General features: G+C 63.4%; 20 protein-coding genes. 12 read left to right on the top strand and 8 right to left on the bottom strand.

All coding sequences use genetic code 11. From position 1 onward, the window contains the following. Positions 1–4: 4 nt before the first annotated feature. A complete protein-coding gene (locus ABID59_RS32160; protein WP_354036377.1) occupies positions 5–1,027 on the bottom strand; it encodes an ABC transporter substrate-binding protein in 1,023 nt (340 codons plus the stop codon). A 155-nt stretch (positions 1,028–1,182) separates the two neighbouring features. Here ABID59_RS32160 and ABID59_RS32155 point away from each other — a divergent pair, with 155 nt between their 5' ends. From ABID59_RS32155 to ABID59_RS32135, 5 genes are all read left to right on the top strand, one after another. After that, positions 1,183–1,989, top strand: a complete 807-nt coding sequence (locus ABID59_RS32155; protein ID WP_354086032.1) for a creatininase family protein — start codon at positions 1,183–1,185, stop codon at positions 1,987–1,989. Positions 1,990–2,128: 139 nt separating this feature from the next. Then, positions 2,129–2,392: a hypothetical protein gene (locus tag ABID59_RS32150; RefSeq protein WP_354036379.1), complete on the top strand. Its 264-nt coding sequence runs from the start codon at positions 2,129–2,131 to the stop codon at positions 2,390–2,392. Between the two features lie 210 nt (positions 2,393–2,602). Beyond that, positions 2,603–3,574 (top strand): DUF1194 domain-containing protein, encoded by a 972-nt coding sequence (locus ABID59_RS32145; RefSeq protein ID WP_354086031.1) that lies wholly within the window; start codon positions 2,603–2,605, stop codon positions 3,572–3,574. Positions 3,575–3,999: 425 nt separating this feature from the next. Then, positions 4,000–5,976, top strand: coding sequence for a carbohydrate porin (locus tag ABID59_RS32140; protein ID WP_354086030.1), 1,977 nt, complete (start codon positions 4,000–4,002; stop codon positions 5,974–5,976). Positions 5,977–6,107: 131 nt separating this feature from the next. Next, positions 6,108–7,406 (top strand): hemolysin family protein, encoded by a 1,299-nt coding sequence (locus ABID59_RS32135; protein WP_354086029.1) that lies wholly within the window; start codon positions 6,108–6,110, stop codon positions 7,404–7,406. 21 nt (positions 7,407–7,427) lie between these two features. Here the strand turns inward: ABID59_RS32135 and ABID59_RS32130 are convergent, their stop codons facing one another. The 3 genes from ABID59_RS32130 to ABID59_RS32120 all read right to left on the bottom strand — a co-directional run bounded on the left by ABID59_RS32130 (position 7,428) and on the right by ABID59_RS32120 (position 10,654). Next, on the bottom strand, positions 7,428–7,670 hold the full coding sequence (locus ABID59_RS32130) for a PilZ domain-containing protein (protein ID WP_148751870.1): 243 nt from the start codon (positions 7,668–7,670) through the stop codon (positions 7,428–7,430). A gap of 108 nt (positions 7,671–7,778) precedes the next feature. Continuing rightward, a complete protein-coding gene (locus tag ABID59_RS32125) occupies positions 7,779–9,404 on the bottom strand; it encodes an FMN-binding glutamate synthase family protein (RefSeq protein WP_354086111.1) in 1,626 nt (541 codons plus the stop codon). A gap of 476 nt (positions 9,405–9,880) precedes the next feature. Continuing rightward, positions 9,881–10,654: a ferredoxin--NADP reductase gene (locus ABID59_RS32120; RefSeq protein WP_354086028.1), complete on the bottom strand. Its 774-nt coding sequence runs from the start codon at positions 10,652–10,654 to the stop codon at positions 9,881–9,883. Between ABID59_RS32120 and ABID59_RS32115 the strand changes: the two genes are divergently transcribed. Beyond that, positions 10,653–10,805, top strand: coding sequence for a hypothetical protein (locus ABID59_RS32115; RefSeq protein ID WP_354086027.1), 153 nt, complete (start codon positions 10,653–10,655; stop codon positions 10,803–10,805). The two genes, ABID59_RS32120 and ABID59_RS32115, sit on opposite strands and share 2 nt — an antisense overlap. 221 nt (positions 10,806–11,026) lie before the next feature. Further along, entirely contained in the window at positions 11,027–11,830 is an 804-nt protein-coding gene (locus tag ABID59_RS32110) for an ATP-grasp domain-containing protein (RefSeq protein ID WP_354086026.1), read from the top strand. Between the two features lie 210 nt (positions 11,831–12,040). Here ABID59_RS32110 and ABID59_RS32105 read toward each other — a convergent pair whose 3' ends face one another. Together ABID59_RS32105 and ABID59_RS32100 are read right to left on the bottom strand one after the other, a co-directional pair. Continuing rightward, on the bottom strand, positions 12,041–12,961 hold the full coding sequence (locus ABID59_RS32105) for an amino acid ABC transporter substrate-binding protein (protein ID WP_354086025.1): 921 nt from the start codon (positions 12,959–12,961) through the stop codon (positions 12,041–12,043). A 12-nt stretch (positions 12,962–12,973) separates the two neighbouring features. Further along, the gene (locus tag ABID59_RS32100) at positions 12,974–14,269 is read right to left on the bottom strand and encodes a dicarboxylate/amino acid:cation symporter (RefSeq protein WP_354086024.1); all 1,296 of its coding nucleotides are present in this window, start codon (positions 14,267–14,269) and stop codon (positions 12,974–12,976) included. A 210-nt stretch (positions 14,270–14,479) separates the two neighbouring features. On the opposite strand from ABID59_RS32100, the gene ABID59_RS32095 reads away from it, so the two are divergent. The 5 genes from ABID59_RS32095 to ABID59_RS32075 all read left to right on the top strand — a co-directional run bounded on the left by ABID59_RS32095 (position 14,480) and on the right by ABID59_RS32075 (position 19,752). Further along, entirely contained in the window at positions 14,480–15,481 is a 1,002-nt protein-coding gene (locus tag ABID59_RS32095; RefSeq protein WP_354086023.1) for an NADP-dependent oxidoreductase, read from the top strand. A gap of 152 nt (positions 15,482–15,633) precedes the next feature. Beyond that, the gene (locus ABID59_RS32090; RefSeq protein WP_354086022.1) at positions 15,634–16,470 is read left to right on the top strand and encodes a cysteine rich repeat-containing protein; all 837 of its coding nucleotides are present in this window, start codon (positions 15,634–15,636) and stop codon (positions 16,468–16,470) included. Positions 16,471–16,587: 117 nt separating this feature from the next. Then, a complete protein-coding gene (locus ABID59_RS32085; RefSeq protein WP_148751877.1) occupies positions 16,588–16,797 on the top strand; it encodes a hypothetical protein in 210 nt (69 codons plus the stop codon). 190 nt (positions 16,798–16,987) lie between these two features. Continuing rightward, positions 16,988–18,142 carry an FAD-dependent monooxygenase gene (locus tag ABID59_RS32080; protein WP_187434918.1) on the top strand — a complete coding sequence of 385 codons (1,155 nt, stop codon included), beginning with the start codon at positions 16,988–16,990 and terminating at the stop codon, positions 18,140–18,142. Further along, positions 18,139–19,752: a benzoate-CoA ligase family protein gene (locus ABID59_RS32075; RefSeq protein WP_354086021.1), complete on the top strand. Its 1,614-nt coding sequence runs from the start codon at positions 18,139–18,141 to the stop codon at positions 19,750–19,752. The genes ABID59_RS32080 and ABID59_RS32075 overlap by 4 nt, the downstream gene beginning before the upstream one ends. A 165-nt stretch (positions 19,753–19,917) precedes the next feature. On the opposite strand, the gene ABID59_RS32070 is transcribed toward ABID59_RS32075, so the two are convergent. Both ABID59_RS32070 and maiA read right to left on the bottom strand, forming a co-directional pair. Continuing rightward, positions 19,918–20,430, bottom strand: coding sequence for a MarR family winged helix-turn-helix transcriptional regulator (locus ABID59_RS32070; protein ID WP_354036388.1), 513 nt, complete (start codon positions 20,428–20,430; stop codon positions 19,918–19,920). Then, positions 20,420–21,052 (bottom strand): maleylacetoacetate isomerase, encoded by a 633-nt coding sequence (gene maiA / locus ABID59_RS32065; RefSeq protein ID WP_354086020.1) that lies wholly within the window; start codon positions 21,050–21,052, stop codon positions 20,420–20,422. The genes ABID59_RS32070 and maiA overlap by 11 nt, the downstream gene beginning before the upstream one ends. Positions 21,053–21,166: the final 114 nt, after the last annotated feature.

Raw genomic sequence — 21,166 nt, 5'->3', positions numbered from 1 at the left:
TGCGTTACGGCTTGGCGGGGCGCAGCTCGACACCGACGCCCTTGTTGACGAAGCGCAACGTGTAGGACTTGCGGAAGTCGAGATCGCCCTTCACGACGCCGGCCTTCACCATCTTGTTGAAGAAGGAGGTGTAGCGATCGTCGCTCATCGCGCCGATGCCGTTCTTCAAGGATTCGCCGGAATCGACGATGCCGTATTCCTTCATCTTGGCGACGGAATAGGCGAGCAGATCGTCGGTCATCTCCGGATTGAGCTTCTTGATCATGGCATTGCCGGCGGAATTGTCGCCGTAGATGTAATTGTACCAGCCGATCATGGAGGCATCGACGAAGCGCTGCACCAGGTCCGCCTTCTTCTCGACCAAGTCGCGGCGGGTCTCGATCAAGGTCGAATAGGTGTTGAAGCCGGCATCGGCGAGCAGGATGACGTTGGGCTTGAAACCGGCGGCCTTCTCGACGGCGAAGGGCTCGGAGGTGACGTAGCCCTGCATCGCGCTCTTGGGGTTGGCGATGAAGGGCTGCGGATTGAAATTATAGGGCCGGACGTTCTTCTCGCTGAAGCCGTATTCGGACTTCAGCCACTGGAAGTAGCTGCCCATGCCCTCCTTGGAGACGAACAGCGTCAGCGGCTTGAGGTCCTCGATCTTGGTGACCTTCGCATCCGGCTGCGTCAGCATCACCTGCGGGTCTTTCTGGAAGACCGCGGCGATGGTCACCACGGGGACGTTGTTAGCGACCGCGTCGAACGACATCAGCGTATTCGCGGCCATGAAGAAATCGATCTTGCCGGCGATCAGCAGCATCCGGTTGTTCTCGTTGGGCCCGCCCGGAACGATGGTGACGTCGAGCCCATATTTCTTGTAGGTGCCGTCGGCGACCGCCTGGAAGAAGCCGCCGTGCTCGGCCTCGGCGACCCAGTTGGTGCCGAAGCTGACCTTGTCCAGGGTTTCCGCGCGCGCCGGCAGGATCGACACGACCGTGGCCAGCAAGCCTGCCGTTAACGCTCGCCGCAGATGAGGAGGGCTCATGATGGGACTCCGTCGATCGTTTCTGGCCCAATCGCTTCTGGCTCATGCCAGACCAACGCGATAAAACCGCAAGACATTCGGGGACGCGAACCGGCCAGGCCCGCGTCCCCTCCATAACACCAAACTACGTGACAAATTCGGGCAAAGAAACCTTGATGACGCCTTCGCGCGACTGGACCGAGATCCGCTGGGCCGATGCGAACCCTGCGGACGTATCGCGCTGGATCGCGGTGCTGCCGCTGGCCGCGACCGAGCAGCACGGCCCGCATCTGCCGCTCGAGACCGACGTGCTGATTGCGGAGGCCTATCTTGCGCGGGTGCAGGAAGTGCTGCCCGCGACCATTCCGGCGACCTTCCTGCCCGTTGAGCCCATCGGCATCTCCACCGAGCATATCGACTATCCGGGCACGCAGACGCTGCCGACCGAGGTGGCGCTGAAGCGCTGGACCGCAATCGGCGGGGATATCGCGCGACGCGGCGTGAAGAAGCTCGTCATCATCACCAGCCATGGCGGCAACAGCGCGGCGATGATGCTGGTGGCGCAGGATCTTCGCGCGCATCAGAAGCTGCTCGTGGTGACGACATCATGGTCGCGCCTGTCGGCTGCAGAAAAACTGTTCCCGGCCGATGAAGTGCGTCACGGCATCCATGGTGGCGCGGTCGAGACCTCGATCATGCTTGCGCGCTATCCCGATCAGGTGCGCGTGGATGCGATCGCGGATTTTCCTGCGAGCAGCATCGCGATGGAGAAACAATATCGCTGGCTTTCGACGCAGCGGCCCGCGCCGTTTGCCTGGCAGGCGCAGGATCTCAACGCCAGCGGCGCCGTCGGCAATGCGACACTGGCCGTCCTCGAGAAGGGCGAGCAGCTCATCGACCAAGGCGCGCGCGCCTTTTGCGAGCTGCTGGCCGAGGTCGATAACTTCGACGTGAACAGGCTCGCCAAAGGCCCCCTTGGTTAGCTCGCATCTATCTGAAATCCTTCGGGAAAGAGCTGCATTCCCAGACCACCTAGGGCGCCTTCGAACCGGTTTCGGCAAGCCTCCGTCCAATTGAGCACGCGGACCACAACGGACCGCCTCAACCCGGATGGAGTTTCACATGTCGATCAAGACCAGGATTGCCGCCGTCGCTCTCGCCGCCCTCACCGTCACCGCTGGCGTCGCATCCACCACGTCGACCGCTCAGGCCAAGCCGCTCGGCTGGGGCTGGGGTGTCGGCGCCGGCATCGCCACCGCCGCCATCGTCGGCACCGCGGTCGCCGCCAGCAGCCAGCCCTATTACTACGGCTATCACCGCTGCGGCTGGGTCGCCCAGTACAACGCTTACGGCCAGTTCGTCGGCAACGTTCGTACTTGCTACTGATTTGAGGTTCTGAGGCCGATCTTACGTGGATCCCGCGTCCGACACGGGCGCCTCATCCACCCCGTGTCGTGCCCCGACCCCGCCCGGCTGTCCCCCCGGGCGGGGTCATTCGTTTTGCCGCCAGAGAAGCCCAGCGACGGCTTGGCTCAGACCGTCCTTCCGATTACACGTTTTGCGTGTCAGGATGTGAATGGGTAGCTGGAGGCGAGCGTGACTTGGCAGGTCTCAATTGGATCGATCCTGATCGCGATCCTGACTTCGACGCAGGCATTTTCAGAGTCGGAGTTAAGGCCGCAACCAGCGATCCGGGATGACAGTCGCCCCGCCGTGGACGTCGAGCTCGTGATCGCGGTCGATGTTTCCTACTCGGTGGAGCCGGATGACCTGGCAGCTCAACGCGAAGGCTATGCCAAGGCCATTGTTTCGGAGGAGTTTCTGCGAGCCTTGCGGGCCGGCCGTATTGGCAAAATAGCGTTGACCTATTTCGAATGGTCATCCACGAAGGACCAGAAAATAATCGTTCCCTGGCGACAGATCGATGGACCGGAAGCGGCTGAGGCCGTCGCGGCTGAAATCATCAAGTCACCAATCCGCCGCGGTTCGCGCACTTCGATTTCGAGTGCGATCAAGTTCGCCGTGCCGCTGTTCGAGCAGAACCCGTACCGTGGCTCGCGCCGCGTCATCGACATTTCGGGCGACGGTCCCAACAACACCGGCGATCCTGTCGCCACGGCGCGTGACATGGCGTTGCAGCAAGGCATCATCATCACCGGCCTGCCAGTCATGATCAATGCAACACCCGCTGGTTCGAGGGACGTCAACCATATCGACCATATCGATTGGTATTATGAGGATTGCGTGATCGGCGGCTCGAGTTCCTTTGTTGTGCCGATCACCGATCGCGAACACCTCAAGGAGGCGATCCGGACCAAGCTGCCTCTTGAGGTCGCAGGCCACACGCCGGAACGATTACCTGCCCCCTCCGCGGAAGCGAAGCCGCGGGTTCTCTGCACGATTGGCGAGAAGCTCTGGCAGCAGCGGTGGGATACGAACGGTCCAGCGATGAGCAGTCCGGCAGCTAAAGTTCCGGTGGCGAACAGTCCGGCGAACCAAGATGACGTGCCAAAGAAAGAGGACGCGTTGCTCGCCAGGAAGATCAAGGGCATCTGCCGCGGCTGCTAGCTGCGCTTGTTAGCCGCCGGCCGGGCCGCCGACCTGCGCGATCCTCCGTACCCCCGCATTTGTCCCGGCTTTGGATCGGTTTGCAGCAAAGACCGCGCCCCGCACCGCCCGTGTCATCCGTTTTCCCTTTTTTCGCACCGGGAATTCGTTGCAGTCCCGTCACATAGCGGTGCGAACCATCTCCTGCGACATTCTGAACTAGTTGCTATTGCGAATTATTAGCAATAAGGTTCGCAGCGAGCGCAGGGGCTTGGCAAGACCTTGGGGCGAAACGCATCGAAACGAGCTGGTCTCGTCCGGTCGCGCAAACAGCCAAGACCCTGATGACAGGAGCACCGCGAATCGGCAGGGATGTCGGGCGCGGTTGGGGCACGGTCGCGTCTGGGGGCGTAGTTTTGACGTTGAGAGGTCACCGTTACAGGTATTTGCGGACGGCTGCGGCGCTTGCCTCGGGCGTGCTCGCGCTGCCGGGCGCGAGCTTTGCCGCCGATCTGCCGCTGAAGGCGCGCGCCGCGAAAACAATCTATGAGTGGACCGGCTTCTATGTCGGCGGCCATTTCGGCTATGGCGACGCGAGCTTCGGACCCGGCACCAATCCCATGCCTGAGCAGGGCGTCGTCCTGCCGCACAGCGCGACCGGGCTCACCGGCGGTTATCAGCTCGGTTACAACCGGCAACTTTCCAACCGCGTCGTGCTCGGCATCGAGGCGGATTCGACCTTTACGAGTCCGTCTGACGGTCCGGCACTCGCACGTTCGCCGGCGCCATTCCACACCACGATTGATTATGTCGGCACCGTGCGCGGCCGCATCGGTTATGCGTTCGACCGATTCATGCCCTATGTCACTGGCGGCTTGGCCTGGGGCCATACCCACATCAACGTCAATGACGGCGATGGCGTCACCGGATTATTTCCGGTCGGCCACTACCAGGCCGGATGGACTGCGGGCCTCGGTCTCGAATACGCCGTCAGCGGCAACTGGACTGCGAAGGCCGAATACGAATATGTCGACCTCTCTCGCAAGACTTACGATCTCAGCGGCTTTGGCCTCGGCAGCGTCAATGTCGATCCGCGCATTCATCTGTTCAAGCTCGGCCTGAATTACCAGTTCGGCGACACGCCGTGGATGCCGGTGGCCGGCGGCAAGGCCAAGCTGCCTGAATCCGACGACTGGAACGTCCACGCCCAGACCACGGTGCTGCCGCAAGGCTATGGGCCGATCCATTCGCCCTATGCGAGTCCGCAGAGCCTTCCCGGTCGCGGCCAGTTCCAGGCGACCTGGACGACGACGGCGTTTCTGGGAGCGCGGCTCTGGGACGGCGGCGAGTTCTATTTCAACCCCGAGCTGGCGCAGGGTTTTGGCCTCAACGGCACGCTCGGGCTTGCCGGCTTCTCCAACGGCGAAGCGCAGAAGGCCGGCGCGGCCTTCCCGAAAATCCGGGCGCAGCGCTATTATCTCAAGCAGACATTTGGACTCGGCGGCGAGCAGGAGACGGTCGATGACAGTCCGAACCAGCTCGCGGGAAAACGCGACATTGATCGCGTCACGCTGGTCGTCGGTCGGTTCGCAGTCGGCGATTTCTTCGACGGCAACTCGTATGCAAAAGATCCTCGCGCCGATTTCATGAATTGGGCGATGTGGGCATCGGCCGCCTATGACTTCCCCGCCGACCTGCCCGGCTACACCCGCGGCGCTGTGGTCGAGCTCAACCGCAAGGATTGGGCGATCCGCGCCGGCCTGTTCCAGGTGCCGGCCGCGCCCAACAGCGACGTGCTCACCTTCAAGACCGGCGGCACCGTCGTCGAGTTCGAGGAGCGTCATTCGATCTTCGAGCAGCCCGGCAAATTGCGCGTCGGCGTCTTCGCCAATAGCGGCAACACCGCGAACTATCAGCAGGTGGTGGACCTGGCCGCGGCCAATCCGGCGCTCGACATCAACGACATCGCCGCCGTGACCCAGCGCAATCGTCTCAAATACGGCTTCTACGTCAATCTCGAGCAGCAGATCGTCAAGGATGTCGGGCTGTTCGCGCGGGCAAGCTGGAACGACGGCCAGAACCAGATCCTGAACTTCACCGATATCGACCGCAGCCTTTCGGGCGGCCTGTCGATCAAGGGCAGTCGCTGGGGGCGTCCGGACGATACGGTCGGCATCGGCGGCGCCATCAACGGCCTGTCGGCCGCGCATCGCGACTTCCTCGCCGCCGGCGGCACCGGTCTCCTGATCGGCGACGGCCAGCTCAACTATCGCACCGAACGCATCCTCGAGGCCTACTACGCCTATTCGGTGATCAAGGGCGTGACGCTGACCGCCGACTATCAGCTCATCGTCAACCCTGCCTACAACGCCGATCGCGGGCCGGTCTCGATCTTCTCGGGCCGCCTGCACGCCGAATTCTGAGGCTCCGGGAACACATGTCCGGCGGGCGGTGCGACAATTTGGTCGGAACCGGGCAAGGTGCGCATCGCGTTCATATATAACCGGCTTGGTCCGGCGTCCGCCGGGCTGATTTTCCCCTTCGCTCGCGCACAATGTTGTCTGTCGAACTCATCATCGTCGTCGTCCTGATCGTCATCAACGGCCTGCTGTCCATGTCGGAGCTCGCCGTGGTCTCATCGCGCCCGGCGCGGCTGTCGCTGCTGGCCGCCAAGGGCGTGCGCGGCGCCGAGCGCGCGCTGACACTGGCCGCCGATCCCGGAAAGTTTCTCTCGACGGTGCAGATCGGCATCACGCTGGTCGGCGTGCTGTCGGGCGCGTTCTCCGGCGCGACGCTCGGGCAACGGCTGACGCAATGGCTGGTCGAGCTCGGCCTGTCCTCGGGCATTGCCGACATCGTCGGCGTCGGCATCGTCGTCACCATCATCACCTATGCGACCCTGATCATCGGCGAGCTGGTGCCGAAGCAGGTGGCGCTGCGCAACCCTGAAAGCATCGCGGTGAAGGTCGCGCCCGCAATGCACGTGCTGGCGCGGGTCTCGCTGCCGCTCGTATTTCTGCTCGATCTCTCCGGCAAGCTGATCCTCACGCTGCTCGGCCGCGGCGGCAAAGCCGAGGAGAAGGTGTCGGAGGACGAGATTCATCATCTTGTCAACGAGGCCGAAAGCGCGGGCGTTCTGGAGTCGGGCGAAAAGGAGATGATCGCCGGCGTGATGCGGCTCGGCGACCGGCCGGTCGGCGCGATCATGACGCCGCGCACGGAGGTCGACGAAATCGACCTGAGCGATGACCAAGCCACGATCCAGACGCTGATCGCGAAGAGCCCGCACTCGCGCTTTCCGGTCTCCGACGGCGATCGCGACAAGCCGATCGGCGTGCTCCAGGCGAAGGACCTGCTGGTCGCGTATATGAACGAACGCACGCCGGATCTGCGGGCGCTTATCCGCGAAGCGCCAAGCATTCCCGCATCAGCCGATGCCCGCGATGTGCTGGCAATCCTGAGAGCTGCGCCGGTTCATGTCGGTTTCGTTTATGACGAGTACGGCGCGTTCGAGGGCGTGGTGACGGCAGCCGATATTCTGGAGTCGATCGTCGGCGCCTTCCATTCCGAGGAAGGGCCTCCGGAGCCGGCTTACGTCAGGCGCGCGGACTCGTCGCTCCTCGTCGCAGGCTGGATGCCGGTCGACGAGTTCGGCGAGCTGCTGGGCATCGAGCTGCCGCCGCATCACCGCTACAACACGGTGGCCGGCCTCGTGCTGCAGCAATTCAACGTGCTGCCCAATGTCGGCGACGCCTTCGACTTTGCCGGCTGGCACATCGAGGTGGTCGATCTCGACGGCAGGCGGATCGACAAGATTTTGGCGAGCCGGCTAAGTGAGGTCGAGACGGGGTGAGCGAGCGCTCGTGCGACACCCTCACCCGAACCTTACCCCGATCCGCTTTTCCTTGCGCCACACCACCGTGCAGGCGAGATGCGCGCCATCGGCCTTGATCGATAGGGTGAAATGCTCGGGAATGCCGACCGGGCTGGTGACGTCGAGGGCTGCGCCGGTGGCGGAGAAATTGCGGACGGTGCAGTCGATCGCGCCGCCGCCGAACTCGATGGTTCCGGCTTTCAACACACGATGCCTGGCCTTGTTGCGTCGTTCTTCGTCCATTGGGCCAATTTACACCCGAAGCTGACACAGAGGTTAAAATGCAACCGGCGTGCGATGAATTTACGCCCCGCAGCAGGGTGCGGCGGTATCATGTGGTGGAGCGGAACCTCACAGCGCCGGCTGAAACGAATCTGCCCGCGCCATCCGCCAGGCGTCGCCGAACCGCGGATCTTCCGTCCCTTCGAGCAGCTCGCCCGGGCGCAGCGCCGGATAGAGCTGTGCGAAGGACTGCACACGGGTCGTCGAGGTCCGCTGGCTGAAATGAACCGGGCGCAGCTCCTGCGGATGGGTGAGACCGGCCGCCGCGATCAGCTCGGTCAGCGAGTGCAGCGTGGCGCGATGATAATTGTGCACGCGGTCGATCTTGAGCGGCACGTAGAGCGCACGTGCCCGCGTCGGGTCCTGGGTCGCGACTCCGGTCGGACAGCGGTCGGTGTGGCAGCTCAGCGACTGGATGCAGCCGAGCGAGAACATGAAGCCACGCGCGGAATTGCACCAGTCGGCGCCGATCGCCATCGCGCGCGCCAGGTCGAAGGCGGTGGCGATCTTGCCGGACGCGCCGATCTTGATGCGGTCGCGGGCATTGATCCCGACCAGCGCGTTATGGACGAAACTGACGCCTTCGCGCATCGGCATGCCCAGATGATCCATGAACTCGAGCGGCGCGGCACCGGTGCCGCCCTCGTTGCCGTCGACGACGATGAAATCGGGATAGATGCCGGTCTCCAGCATCGCCTTGCAGATCGCCAGAAACTCCCAGGGATGGCCGATGCAGAGCTTGAAGCCAGCCGGCTTGCCGCCGGAGAGCTTTCGCATCTCGGCGATGAACTGCATCATGCCAACAGGCGTCGAGAAGGCGCGATGCGAGGCCGGCGAGATGCAGTCCTCGCCCATGGTGACGCCGCGGATCTTGGAAATCTCCTCCGAGACCTTCGCCGCCGGCAGCACGCCGCCATGGCCGGGCTTGGCGCCCTGGCTGATCTTGAGCTCGACCATCTTGATCTGGTCCTGGCTCGCGACGCGCGCGAACGCCTCGGGATCGAACGTGCCGTCGAGATGACGGCAGCCGAAATAGCCGGAGCCGATCTCCCAGATGATGTCGCCGCCCATCTCGGCGTGATAGGGGCTGAAGCCGCCTTCGCCGGTATCATGGGCGAAGCCGCCCTTCTTGGCGCCGGCATTGAGCGCGCGCACCGCATTGGGGCTGAGCGCGCCAAAGCTCATCGCCGAGATGTTGAACACTGAGGCCGAATAGGGTTTTGCGCAGTCCGGCCCGCCGATGGTGACACGAAACTTCTCCTCGGCGTGCGCCTTCGGCGACACCGAGTGATGCATCCACTCATAGCCATCGCGATAGACATCCTCCTGGGTGCCGAACGGACGCTTGTCGAGCTGCATCTTGGCGCGCTGATAGACCAGCGCGCGAATGTCGCGCGAGAACGGCATGCCGTCTTTTTCGCTCTCGAAGAAATATTGTCGCATCTCCGGGCGAATTTCTTCGAGCAGGAAGCGGATATGCGCCGAGATCGGGTAGTTGCGCAGAACCGCATGGCCCTTCTGCATGAGATCGCGGACGCCGAGCAGCGTCAGGGCGCCGAAGATGCAGATCGGGACCAGCAGGATGTCGAAGATCTTGCGGTCGGCGATGCCGATGCCGATCAGCAATGCGGTGACGACCGCGCAGATCGTCAGGATGATGAAGCGCGGCGAGAATGGAAGCAGCAGGGTTTCCATCAGGCCCTCGGGCGAAGCTTGCGTCTTGTTCTCGTTGGCCACGACCACGTCCCTCTCGTCAGGATGACGGGGTATGATACGCCCGCGCCGGGTCTATGGATATGACGCGGACCGGTCCTGAGGCTACCGAATCCGCACGCTTCAGATCAATTCCTCCGGATGCGGGCTTTTGCACTGCAATAGATTCAATGACATGACAAATCAGTGACCAATTCAGTGGCCATGCAGCTGCGCCTCGTGCGGAATCACACCGTGGCGCGCAAGGCGCAGCTCCCCCACTTCTCGCATCGCAACATCGCTGCGAGATTTTGCCGCGCGCTTATAACAAGGCGGGCGCGGGCAACGCCAATGACAAGGTCGGGGGAGGATGGTGAGGGTGGTAGTGAGGGTGCGAGCCGAGATGCCAGCCACACTCTCCGCCGTCGTCCCGGGCAAGCGTCAGCGCAGACCCGGGACGACGGCGGTGTTGGCGGGTATCAGCGCTCGACGAACGCCTTCTCGATCACGAAGTGGCCGGGCTTGTTGCCGGAGCCTTCGACGAAATCGCGGCCCTCGAACATCACCTTGAGCTCTTCGAGCATCGCCGGGCTGCCGCACATCATGATGCGGTCGGTTGCGATGTCGAGCGGGCCCTGGCCGATGTCGTTGAACATCTGCTCGGAGCTGATGAGGTCGGTGATGCGGCCGCGATTGCGGAACGGCTCGCGGGTCACGGTCGGATAATAGATCAACTTGTCCGCGAGCAGCTCACCGAACAGCTCGTCCTCGCGCAAATTCGCGACGAGCTTCTCGCCATAAGCGAGCTCGGAGACCTGGCGGCAGCCGTGCACCAGCACGATGCTGTCGAACTGGTCATAGACCTCGGGATCCTTGATCAGGCTGGCGAAGGGCGCAAGGCCGGTGCCGGTCGAGAGCAGCATCAGCCGCTTGCCGGGGATGAGGTTGTCGGTGATCAGCGTGCCGGTCGCCTTGCGGCCGACCAGAATGGTGTCGCCTTCCTTGATCTTCTGCAGGCGCGAGGTCAGCGGTCCGTCCTGCACCTTGATCGAGAAGAACTCGAGCTCTTCCTCGTGATTGGCACTGGCCATGCTGTAGGCGCGCAGCAGCGGACGGCCATCGACCTCGAGGCCGATCATCGCGAACTGGCCGTTCTGGAAGCGGAAGCCGGTATCGCGCGTGGCGCGGAAGCTGAACAGCGTGTCGGTCCAGTGCTGGACGGAAAGAACCTTCTCTCGGTAAAACGCGCTCATGATTTTCGATATTCCGAATAATTGCGATTTTAGGGCAAAAGCGTTGCCCGGCCCTGAAAACGGGGCGGACACCATTGCCATGGCGGAGGATTTCGCCTGTGTGATCTACGCCATTGAGGCCAATAATCAACCTCGTTCCGGATGCAATTGATGCCGGTCAATGCGGCATTTGCGGCGGAAACGGCCACACCATTAACGGATCTGCTGTCCGGGCGGCGCAGAGGGCAATTTCTTTTCCCTTTCGGGCGCAATTGCAGCACTTAATTTCCATCGCGCTCGCAAGAATTTCATTAAGAATAGCTCTGATTTTTACCCCGGCTTGGCGCCATTTCCCGCATTTTTGCGGCTTTTGGCGACTGGAACGATCTGGACATGACAAGCGGCGAGCGGATCTTCGTCCAAGCGATCAGGAGCTATGGCGCGCGTCATAGCATCGACGTCGATGTCCGCCCGGGCGGCTGGCTGATCGCCATGCGCCGTGGCGAGATGCGTCGCTTCGCCTTCGGCTACGACATCGGCCTCAACAGCGCGATCGCCCATCGCCTTGCCAACGACAAATCGGCGACTGCCGAGACGCTGTCGCTTGGATGCGTCCCCTGCATTCCGCATCACCTCTTCCTCAACCCGAAGCTGGGCAGCAACGTTGTTGATGCCGCCTGGCGAGAGGCCATGCTTGGGCTGCTTCACGACAATCCGCAAGGCGTGGTGGTGAAGCCCAACGAGGGGACGTCGGGACGATCGGTCTTCAAGGTGACGACAGAGACCGAACTCGACCACGCGGCCGGCGAGGTCTTTTCGATGAGCACAGGGCTCGTGCTCTCGCCTTATGTCGAGATCGAGGACGAGGTCCGTGTGATCCTGCTCGATGATGTCCCCCGCGTCGTCTACAGCAAGCAGCGTGGCTCGGATTGGCGGCACAATCTCGACGCCGGCGCAAAGCCCGTGCTGCTGGAAGGCGGCGAGGTCCGCGCGGCCTGCGTGAAGCTCGCGGTCGACGCCGCGAGGGCGATCGACATCGCCTTCGCGTCGATCGATGTGGTCCGTGTCGATGCCGACTGGCGCGTGCTGGAAATCAATTCCGGCGTGATGATGGAAGCGCTGGCGAAGCTGCATCCGGAGCTGGTGCAGGCGACGTACGACGCGGCGCTGGATCGGGTGTTTGGGGAACACAAATAGCCGCGGACTCAATTCACCCTCCCCTGGAGGGACCTGGAGGGGGAGGGTCGGTACGCGATCGAGCGAAGCGAGATTGCGTGACGGGGTGGGGTGATCTCTCCACTCGGGCACTGTTCGTCGCGGAGAGACCGTCACCCCACCCCGCTCGCGCTACGCGCGATCGACCCTCCCCCTCCAGGCCCTGGAGGGGGAGGGTAAAAGAGACCGCCATCAATTATTCGCGCTCGCGGAATCGTCCATCGCCTTGAAGGCTTCTTCCAGCTGCAGCGAGATCGGCACGTTCATCCGCTCGCCGGTCGGCATCCGCGCGACAAACCATTTGTTGTAGAGCGGCACGAGGTCGTGGTTGGAGCCGAGCTTGCGGAAGGTGCGGTCCACCACGGCTGAGAGTTGCGGCTCGCCCTTGCGGAACATGATGCCGTAGGGGTCGTACGACAGGAAGTCGCCGGTGACGCGGAACTTGTCCTGCGCCTTGTGGCGGACGATCAGGCCCGAGAGGAGAATGTCGTCGGTCGCGAAGGCGTCGGCCTTGCCGTCGACCAGCATCTGGTACGACTGCTCGTGATCGGCACCGACGACGATGTTCAGCCCCAGCGAGGATTTCTTGTCCGCGGCCTGGATCGCCTGCTCGTTGGTGGTGCCCTTCGTCACCACGATGGTCTTGCCCTTGAGATCAGTCAGCGACTGGACGCTGGACGCCTTCGGCACCATCAGCTTGGTGCCGGCGACGAACATCAGTGGCGAGAACGCCACCCGCTTGCCGCGCTCGGAATTGGCCGTGGTCGAGCCGCATTCCAGATCGATCTTGTTCTGGAGCACCGCGTCGATACGGTCGTCCGACGTGACCTTGACGTAGTCGATCTTCAGATTGGGATCGTCGACCTCGACGCCGATCTCCTCGACGATAGCCTCGCACAATTCGAGACTATATCCGATCGGGCGGCCCGACTGGTCGAGGAAGGAGAACGGCGGCGAGCTTTCGCGATAGCCGAGCCGCACGGCGTGCGCGTTCTTGATGGCGAGCAGCGTCGGGCTAAGCCCCTCGCTGCCGCCGGTCTGGGCCCAGGCGCCCGTAGCCAGCAGACATGCTGCCAGCAACAGGCTGCCCGAAATCGCCGTCAAAGGGCGCATGAAGCACTCCCGTCAGTGGCCGGCCATCGCAGGCACTTCGCCCGGCACCATGTCGCCGGGCACGACATCGCCAGCTCCGAGCTCGTGCTTGGGTCCGAGCTCGCCTTCCCACTTCGCCACGACCGAGGTCGCCAGCGTGTTGCCGATCACGTTGGTAGCGCTGCGGCCCATGTCGAGGAAAGTGTCGATGCCCATGATCATCAGCAGCCCCGCCTCGGGGATGTTGAACTGCGACAGCGTCGAGGCGATCACGACAAGGGAGGCGCGCGGCACGCCGGCGACGCCCTTCGAGGTGATCATCAGGGTCGCCAGCATCGCCAGCTGCGTGCCGAGCGGCATGTCGATGTGGTAGCTCTGCGCGATGAAGATGCTCGCGAAGGTGCAGTACATCATCGTGCCGTCGAGGTTGAAGGAATAGCCGAGCGGCAGCACGAAGCTCGAGATTCGCGACGAGGCGCCGAACTTGTTCAGTCCTTCCAGCGTCTTCGGATAGGCCGCTTCCGAGCTCGCGGTGGAGAACGCGATCATCAGCGGCTCGCGGATCAGCCTGAGCAGATGGCTGTAGCGCGGCCCGATCACGATGAAGCCGACCATCACCAGGATGCCCCAGAGGATGAAGAGCGAGAGATAGAAGCCGCCCATGAACACGATGAGCTTCCAGAGCACTAGCAGGCCGTTCTTGGCGACGGTCGCGGTGATCGCGGCCCAGACCGCGAACGGAGCGAACAGCATCACATAGCTCGTCACCTTCAGCATGATGTGGCCGAGATCGTCGATCAGCACCAGGATCTGCTTGGAGCGCTCCGGCAGCGCACCCATCGCCACCGAGAAGAACACGGCGAAGATCACGATCTGGAGGATCTCGTTCTGTGCCATCGCATCCGCGATCGAGGTCGGGATCAGATGGGTCAGGAATTTCTCGATCGAGAAGGCGGAGACCGGCAGGCCGGTCGACTGCGCCTTGTCAGGCAGCGTGCCGGGGAAGTTGGCGCCGGGCTGGAGCAGGTTGACCATGACGAGGCCGAGCATCAGCGACACGAAGGAAGCGCTGACGAACCAGCCCATGGTCTTGGCGAAGATGCGGCCGAGCTTGGAGCCCGAACCCATATGGGCGATGCCGCCGACCAGGGTCGCAAACACCAGCGGCGCGATGATCATCTTAATCAGGCGCAGGAAGATCACGGCGATCAGGTTGATGGACGACGCCCAATCTCCACGCGTATCCGGCAGGAAATTGTAAATCGCCGAGCCCATGATGATGCCCAGCACCATCGCCGCCAAAATGTATTGCGTAAACCTGTTCGACATCAATGACCCCCACTACACCGACCGCTTCATGATGTCGCAGATATGACGGCGACGCAACACGCTTTGCGTGCGCTCCCTTGAGCCGGATGTTCCCGTTGCGAAACCGAACGCCGCGATCTAGCCTTCATGCAGCGCACAACGAATGCGGCTTGCTCGTTTTGTTTGCGGCAACTGCATCAATAAACGTCAAGCAATGAGAGAGGGAACACCATGACCGGAAGCCGCAATCGCCAAATTCTTCTGGTGGAAAAGCCCAGCGGCAAGCTCGGCCCCGAGCATTTCAAGATGGTCGAGAGCGCATTGCCGGAACCGAAGGACGGCGAGGCGTTGCTACACGTGCGTTACATCTCGCTCGACGCCGCCAATCGCGCCTGGATGCACGGGGCGACGTATCGTTCGGCCGTCGAAGCGAACAGCGTGATGGCCGGCGGCGGCATTGCCGAGGTCGTCAGCTCCAAGGCGCCTGAGCTTGCTCCGGGCGACATCGTGTTCGGTGACACCGGCTGGCAGGAGTTTGCCGCAGTGCCCGCAAAGCATTTGACGAAAATGCCGAAGCTCGAGCCGATGACGCATCTGCTCAGCGTGTTCGGCATCGCCGGCCTCACCGCCTATTTCGGCCTGCTCGAGGTCGGCAAGCCCAGGGAAGGCGAGACCGTCGTTGTCTCGGCGGCCGCGGGCTCGGTCGGCTCGATCGTCGGGCAGATCGCCAAGATCAAGGGATGCCGCGTCATCGGCATCGCCGGCGGCGCCGACAAATGCCACTGGCTGACCTCCGAGCTCGGCTTCGATGAGGCTGTCGACTACAAGGACGGCGCCGTGTTCAAGGCGCTGCGCGCGGCCGCACCAAAGGGCATCGACGTCTATTTCGACAATGTCGGCGGCGACATCCTGGAAGCCTGCATTCCGCAGATGAACAATTACGGCCGCATCGCCTGCTGCGGTGCGATCTCGCAGTATGACGGGACGCCGTCGGCACACGGCCCGCGCGGCGTGCCCGGCCTGATCGTGGTGAAGCGGCTCGTGATGCAGGGCTTCATCGTGATGGACTACATGAAGGAGAGCCAGCGCGCCCTTGCCGATCTCCAGACCTGGGTAAAATCCGGCAAGCTGAAGGTGCAGGAAGACGTCATCGATGGATTGCAGAACACGCCGAAGGCGCTGATCGGATTGCTCGCGGGCGAGAACCGCGGCAAGCGCATGGTCAGGCTGTAGAGACGTAGTTACGTCGCAATTCCACGCGTATTATCTACTTGCGGTAGTGGCCGAAGCGGCCAAGGATGGCGCGCGCGGCATCACCCGCGACGATTGTTTGCATCACTTTTAATAAAGCGTCGGCACTACCGACAGGGCAGGAATTCACCCCGATGTTCAACACATTGAAACATGTTTCGACGCGGAGGGCGTTGCTCGCCGCAGCACTCTTCGCAACTGCAACAAGCGCATTCGCGCAAGCGCCGACCGAGGCTCAGAAGAGCGCGATCCGCTCCGCATGCCGCTCGGATTTCATGGCGCATTGCGCGAGCGTCACGCCGGGCGGCGCCGAGGCGTATCAATGTCTGCAGAGCCACATGTCGGGCCTGTCATCGGGATGCCAGACCGCGGTTCGTGCGATCGAGCCTGCCGCGGTTCCGAAGACCGAAGCAGCCCCCGCCAAATCTGAACCGGCCAAATCAGAACCTGCAAAGACCGAAGCAGCGCCGGCCGCCGAGCCCGCAGCGAAGCCGGCCGCAGAAGCCGCTCCGAAAGCGGCGGCGGCAAAGCCGCCGAGCAGCGCACAAGCTGCTGCGGTCAAGAGCGCATGCCGCGGCGATTATCCCAAGGTTTGCGCCAGCGTGCCGCCGGGCGGCGCCCCTGCGCTCGAATGCCTGGAGAAGAACAAGGCCAAGGTTTCGGCGGCTTGCGCGAAGGCCGTGACCGCTGCGGCCGGTGGCGGCAGCGCAACAGCGACGGCGGCGCCAGCAGCTGCTGCCGCACCGGCTGCCGGAGCCGCGCCGGCGGCCGCACCCACCGTGATCGTACTGCGCCCGCTGCGGCCGCGTGAAGAGCTGTCCATCGTCCGCTCCGCCTGCGGCGCCGACATCCGCACGCTTTGCGCTGGCGTCCAGCCCGGCGGTGGCCGCATCGTACAATGCATCGCCAGCAACGCGGCGTCGCTCTCGCCCGGCTGCAAGGACGTGCTGGCGCCGTTCGCCGCACGATAAGCAGCACGCGGCTCACGCTGCCATCGATGGTGGGTGGTGCGCGTGAATTTTCGCGCCTCTTGCGACTAACCTTTTGCCGACGCCCGATTTCAATCGCGACAAGACCCGGAGAAAGACATGCGTGCATTCCTGCTCATCGCTTCCGCGCTGCTTGCCTTCGCAGCGACCATGACCTTCGAGCCGTCTGATGCCAACGCAGTGGTGTGCGCCCGCGGCGTCTACCGCGCCGGTTGCGCCGGACCGAATGGCGCCGTCGTGGTCCGCAGGCCGGTGGTCCGCTGTACCAGGGTGCTGGTGAACGGGGTCTACGTGAAGCGCTGCGTCTGACGCGCGGGTGGTCAACCCAATGCGGTTTGGCTATGGTTCGCAACTGACGGTTTCGGGCACGCGCAAGACGGTTGCCCGCGGCCGTGCTGCGGCGCACCTCGCCTTGTCGATAATTCCGCTGGCGTGGGAAGCCGGGGCCCATTAGTCTACCCTGAGATAGTAAGTATACTGTCAATTAGGGAGGCAGAATTTGCGGATCGCCGTGATTGGCGGGGGGCCCGGTGGGCTCTATTTCGCCTATCTCTGGAAGAAGCGCCACCCCGAGGATCAAGTCGACCTGTTCGAACAGAACCCGGCCGACGCGACCTGGGGTTTTGGCGTCGTGTTCTCCGACCAGGCCCTGGAGTTCCTGCGCGCCGACGACCCCGAGACGGTCGATGCGATCGCGCCGCATATGGAGAGCTGGGAGAACATCACGCTGAACCGCGGCGGCGATACCGTTGCTATTGACGGCGTCGGCTTCTCCTCGATCGGCCGGCTCGAGCTGCTGCAGTTCCTGCAAAAGCGCGCGCTCGATGCCGGCGTCACGGCGCGCTTCGACACCCAGATTCACACGATCGACCAGCTCAACGGCCATGATCTGATCGTCGCCTCCGACGGCTTGAATTCGCTGGTGCGCCGCGCCTACGAGGGCGATTTCGGCACCTCGCTGTCCTACTCCTCCAACAAATTCGTCTGGTACGGCACCTCAAAGCGCTTCGACACGCTGTCGCAGACTTTTGTGAAGACCGACCGCGGCGCGTTCAATGCGCACCATTACCGCTATTCGCCGACCATGAGCACCTTCCTGGTCGAGTGCGATCACGCGACCTGGCAGGCCTATGGCTTCGCCTACAAGGACGTCGAGCAGTCCAAGGGTGTCTGCGAGGAGGTGTTTGCCGACACGCTCGGCGGCCACTGCCTGGTCTCCAACAAGTCGGTCTGGCGCAACTTTCCCTGGGTCTGGAACGAGCACTGGTCGTTCAAGAACATGGTGCTGATTGGCGATGCCCTGCACTCGGCGCATTTCTCGATCGGATCGGGCACGCGGCTCGCGATCGAGGACGCCATCGCGCTGGTCAAGGCGCTGGAATCGGATGCGCATCTGACGACCGCACTGCATCGCTACCAGGCCGCCCGCAAGCCTGTGGTGCAGAAGCTGATCAATGCCGCGCGCACCTCGGCCTTCTGGTACGAGCACTTTGCCCAGCACATGCAGCTTGGCCTGATGGACTTTGCCTATAGCTACATCACCCGCTCCGGCCGCATCGACGATTCGCGGCTGCGCGCGATGTCGCCGGCCTTCATGGCGCGCTACGAGGCCGAGAAGAACGGCGGAGACGCGGACCGCGAGGCTACGGCATGAGTAACGAGATTCGCGACCAGGTGCCCGCGGACGGCGCGGGCGCCCGCGAGATCGGCTTTGCCGTTCCGCAAGTCTACAACGCCAGCCGCGTGCTGTTCAACAATCTCGCCAAAGGCCGCAGCGACAAGCTCGCGCTGATTGGTCCGACGGGCACGCGGACCTATGCCGAGCTCTGTGCCGAGGCTTGCCGCTGGGGCAACGGCTTTGCGTCGCTCGGCCTGAAGCGCGGCGACCGCGTGCTGCTGTTCCTCGACGACACGCCGGCCTATCCTGCCGCCTTCTTCGGCGCGGTGCGCGCAGGCTTCGTGCCACTCCTGATCAATACGCTGACGCCGCCGGACCTGCTGCAATTCTATCTTGCCGATTCCGGCGCGGCCGTTGCGGTAGCGGAGGCCGAGTTCTGCGGTCGCTTCAACGCGGAGGCATGCAAGGACACGAATCTGCGCACGCTGATCGTCGTGAACGGCGCGGTCGGAGAGCACGCCGCGCCTGCCGCACTCGCGGCAACAAGCTGGCTTGCACAACTCCAGACGGACCTTGCGGAAGCCGATACGCATCGCAACGAGATGGCGTTCTGGATGTACTCCTCCGGCTCGACCGGTCGGCCCAAGGGCATCGTGCATCTCCAGCACGACATGGCCTATAGCGAGACCGCCTTTGCGCAGAACGTGCTGAAGCTGGCGCCGGACGACATCTGCTTCTCCGTGCCGAAGATTTTCTTCGCCTATGGCTTTGGCAATTCCGTCACTTTCCCGTTCTCCGCGGGCGCGGCAACTTTGCTGCTGCCGGGGCAGCCGAAGCCGGCATCGATCTTTGCCGCGATTGAGCAATACAAGCCGACGGTCTTCTTCGGCCTGCCCACGCTCTACACGTCGCTGACCAAGGCCGAGGGCGCGGACAAGACGAACTTCTCGTCGCTGCGCATGGCGCTCTCGGCAGCCGAGGTGCTCTCGGCCGAAGTCTTCAACGGCTGGAAGGCGCTCACGGGCCTCGAGATCGTCGAAGGTCTCGGCTCGACCGAGGTGCTGCACATCTACCTCTCCAATCGCCCCGAGCAGAAGAAGCTCGGCGCGGCGGGCTTGCGCGTTCCCGGCTACGAGGTCGCGCTCCGCGACAAGGACGGTCGCGACGTGGTCGACGACGAGGAAGGGATCTTGTGGGTGCGCGGCGATTCCAACACGCCGCTATACTGGAACCGGCCGGACAAATCCGCCGAGACCATCCGCGAGGAGGGGTGGATCTACACCGGCGACCGTTTTGTTCGCGACAGCGACGGTTTTCACTTCTTCCGCGGCCGCGCCGATGATCTCATCAAGATCTCGGGCCAGTGGGTCTACCCGCTCGAGGTCGAGCTGTGCCTCGCCGACCATCCCGAGATTCGCGAATGCGCGGTGTTCGCGGCCGAACTGCCGGACCGGCGCATGACGCTCAAGGCGGTGGTGGTGATGAACAACCGCACCGCCGACCAGAGCGAGGCGACGCGGCGGCTGCAGGACTACGTCAAGGGCAAGCTGCTGCCCTACAAATATCCACGCGAGGTGATCTTTATCGACGAGCTGCCGAAGACGGGCACGGGGAAGATCGACCGGCAGGCGTTGTTGCGGATGTGAGGCGAGGTGGAGATCCGCTCGCAGGCATCGTAGGGTGGGCAAAGCGGAAGCGTGCCCACCACTTCTGTTCCGTTGGAGGAGAGATGGTGGGCACGGCGCAAGGGCGCCTTTGCCCACCCTACGAAATCTTGCGATAGCCTCGTGAGGAGCATAGTCGTGGCCCCCTCACCCCGCCTTCCCCAGATGTTCCAACGCATCCTCCGCTCGCAGCGGCACCCGTGATGCCTCATTGTTGAGGTCGACGAGCTGGACCAGCAGCCCCATCAGCGCCTTGCGATCGCCGGGCTTGAGCGGCTCCAACATGCGCGTCTGCGCACGTTCGACGGCGGGGATGATCTCGCGCAGGATCGCGGCGCCCGGCTTGGTCAAATAGAGCAGCTTGATCCGCTTGTCCTCCGGCGCCGGCTTGCGCTCGACAAAATCCTTGGCCTGGAGCCGTTCGATCACGCTGCCGAGCGTGGAGCGGTCGAAGGCGATCACCGCCGACAACCGCGTCGCGTCGATGCCAGGATGAGTGTGGATCGCGATCAGCGCCGCATATTGCACGGGCGTAAGGTCGAACGCCTTGCACTCCTCCATGAAGATCGAGACCGCGATCTGCTGCATGCGCCGGAACAGATAGCCCGGCGCGGCATAGACCGCGTCTATCGTGATCGGCGCGGCAGGCTTACTCGGCATCGGGCTGCTTCTCCGGTGCGGCGTTGGCGAAGGCGGGCAGCGCCTTGGCGGCGGCTTCGGCCTTGAGCAGACGCGAATAGGCCGCGACATCGACACCAAAACGGCGGGCATTGGCAAGCTGCGGCACCAGGCAGAGATCGGCAAGCGTCGGCGCATCGCCGAAGCAGAACGGCCCTGGTTCGCCCTTGATCAGCGTCTCACAGGCCGACAGCCCCTCGCGATTGACCCAGGCGGCCCAATCCTGGACCTTCTCCTCGGACAATCCAAGCTCGCGCAGCCGCGCCAGCACCTTCAAATTCTGCACCGGGTGGGTGTCACAGGCGATCGCCAGCGCGAAAGCCCGCACCTTGGCGCGCTGCAGCGGATCCTTTGGCAGCAGTGGCGGGTCGGGGTGCGTTTCGTCGAGCCATTCGATGATGGCGACCGATTGCGTCAGCACCGCGCCAGCGTCGTTCTCCAGCGCCGGCACCAGGCCCTGCGGGTTGATGGCGAGATAGGCGGGCGCGCATTGTTCGCCCTTGCGAAGATGATGCGGCAAGTGCTCGGCACCGAGGCCCTTGAGATTCAGCGCGATCCGCACGCGATAGGCTGCGCTGGAGCGGAAATAGCCGTGCAGCTTCATTGGAACCCTCCCTGTCTGTCATTCCGGGGCTCCCGAAGCGAGAGCCCGGAATCCATACTCCCGGTCGTGATTATGGATTCCGGGCTCGACGCTGGCGCGTCGCCCCGGAATGAC

It is taken from the genome of Bradyrhizobium sp. S3.3.6 (assembly GCF_040546905.1).
GTDB classification, from domain to species: domain Bacteria; phylum Pseudomonadota; class Alphaproteobacteria; order Rhizobiales; family Xanthobacteraceae; genus Bradyrhizobium; species Bradyrhizobium cytisi.
The sequence above is the reverse complement of the archived record's forward strand: the minus strand, read 5'-3'. Positions and strand labels throughout refer to the sequence as shown.

Bases quoted from the DNA above. Each gene is read 5' to 3' on its own strand.
- ABID59_RS32105 (WP_354086025.1), bottom strand. From the start codon at position 12,961: ATGCGCCCTTTGACGGCGATTTCGGGCAGCCTGTTGCTGGCAGCATGT.
- ABID59_RS32110 (WP_354086026.1), top strand. From the start codon at position 11,027: ATGACAAGCGGCGAGCGGATCTTCGTCCAAGCGATCAGGAGCTATGGC.
- ABID59_RS32095 (WP_354086023.1), top strand. From the start codon at position 14,480: ATGACCGGAAGCCGCAATCGCCAAATTCTTCTGGTGGAAAAGCCCAGC.
- ABID59_RS32075 (WP_354086021.1), top strand. From the start codon at position 18,139: ATGAGTAACGAGATTCGCGACCAGGTGCCCGCGGACGGCGCGGGCGCC.
- ABID59_RS32160 (WP_354036377.1), bottom strand. From the start codon at position 1,027: ATGAGCCCTCCTCATCTGCGGCGAGCGTTAACGGCAGGCTTGCTGGCC.
- ABID59_RS32120 (WP_354086028.1), bottom strand. From the start codon at position 10,654: ATGAGCGCGTTTTACCGAGAGAAGGTTCTTTCCGTCCAGCACTGGACC.
- ABID59_RS32115 (WP_354086027.1), top strand. From the start codon at position 10,653: ATGATTTTCGATATTCCGAATAATTGCGATTTTAGGGCAAAAGCGTTG.
- ABID59_RS32135 (WP_354086029.1), top strand. From the start codon at position 6,108: ATGTTGTCTGTCGAACTCATCATCGTCGTCGTCCTGATCGTCATCAAC.
- ABID59_RS32155 (WP_354086032.1), top strand. From the start codon at position 1,183: ATGACGCCTTCGCGCGACTGGACCGAGATCCGCTGGGCCGATGCGAAC.
- ABID59_RS32130 (WP_148751870.1), bottom strand. From the start codon at position 7,670: ATGGACGAAGAACGACGCAACAAGGCCAGGCATCGTGTGTTGAAAGCC.
- ABID59_RS32100 (WP_354086024.1), bottom strand. From the start codon at position 14,269: ATGTCGAACAGGTTTACGCAATACATTTTGGCGGCGATGGTGCTGGGC.
- maiA (WP_354086020.1), bottom strand. From the start codon at position 21,052: ATGAAGCTGCACGGCTATTTCCGCTCCAGCGCAGCCTATCGCGTGCGG.
- ABID59_RS32150 (WP_354036379.1), top strand. From the start codon at position 2,129: ATGTCGATCAAGACCAGGATTGCCGCCGTCGCTCTCGCCGCCCTCACC.
- ABID59_RS32085 (WP_148751877.1), top strand. From the start codon at position 16,588: ATGCGTGCATTCCTGCTCATCGCTTCCGCGCTGCTTGCCTTCGCAGCG.
- ABID59_RS32090 (WP_354086022.1), top strand. From the start codon at position 15,634: ATGTTCAACACATTGAAACATGTTTCGACGCGGAGGGCGTTGCTCGCC.
- ABID59_RS32070 (WP_354036388.1), bottom strand. From the start codon at position 20,430: ATGCCGAGTAAGCCTGCCGCGCCGATCACGATAGACGCGGTCTATGCC.
- ABID59_RS32125 (WP_354086111.1), bottom strand. From the start codon at position 9,404: ATGGAAACCCTGCTGCTTCCATTCTCGCCGCGCTTCATCATCCTGACG.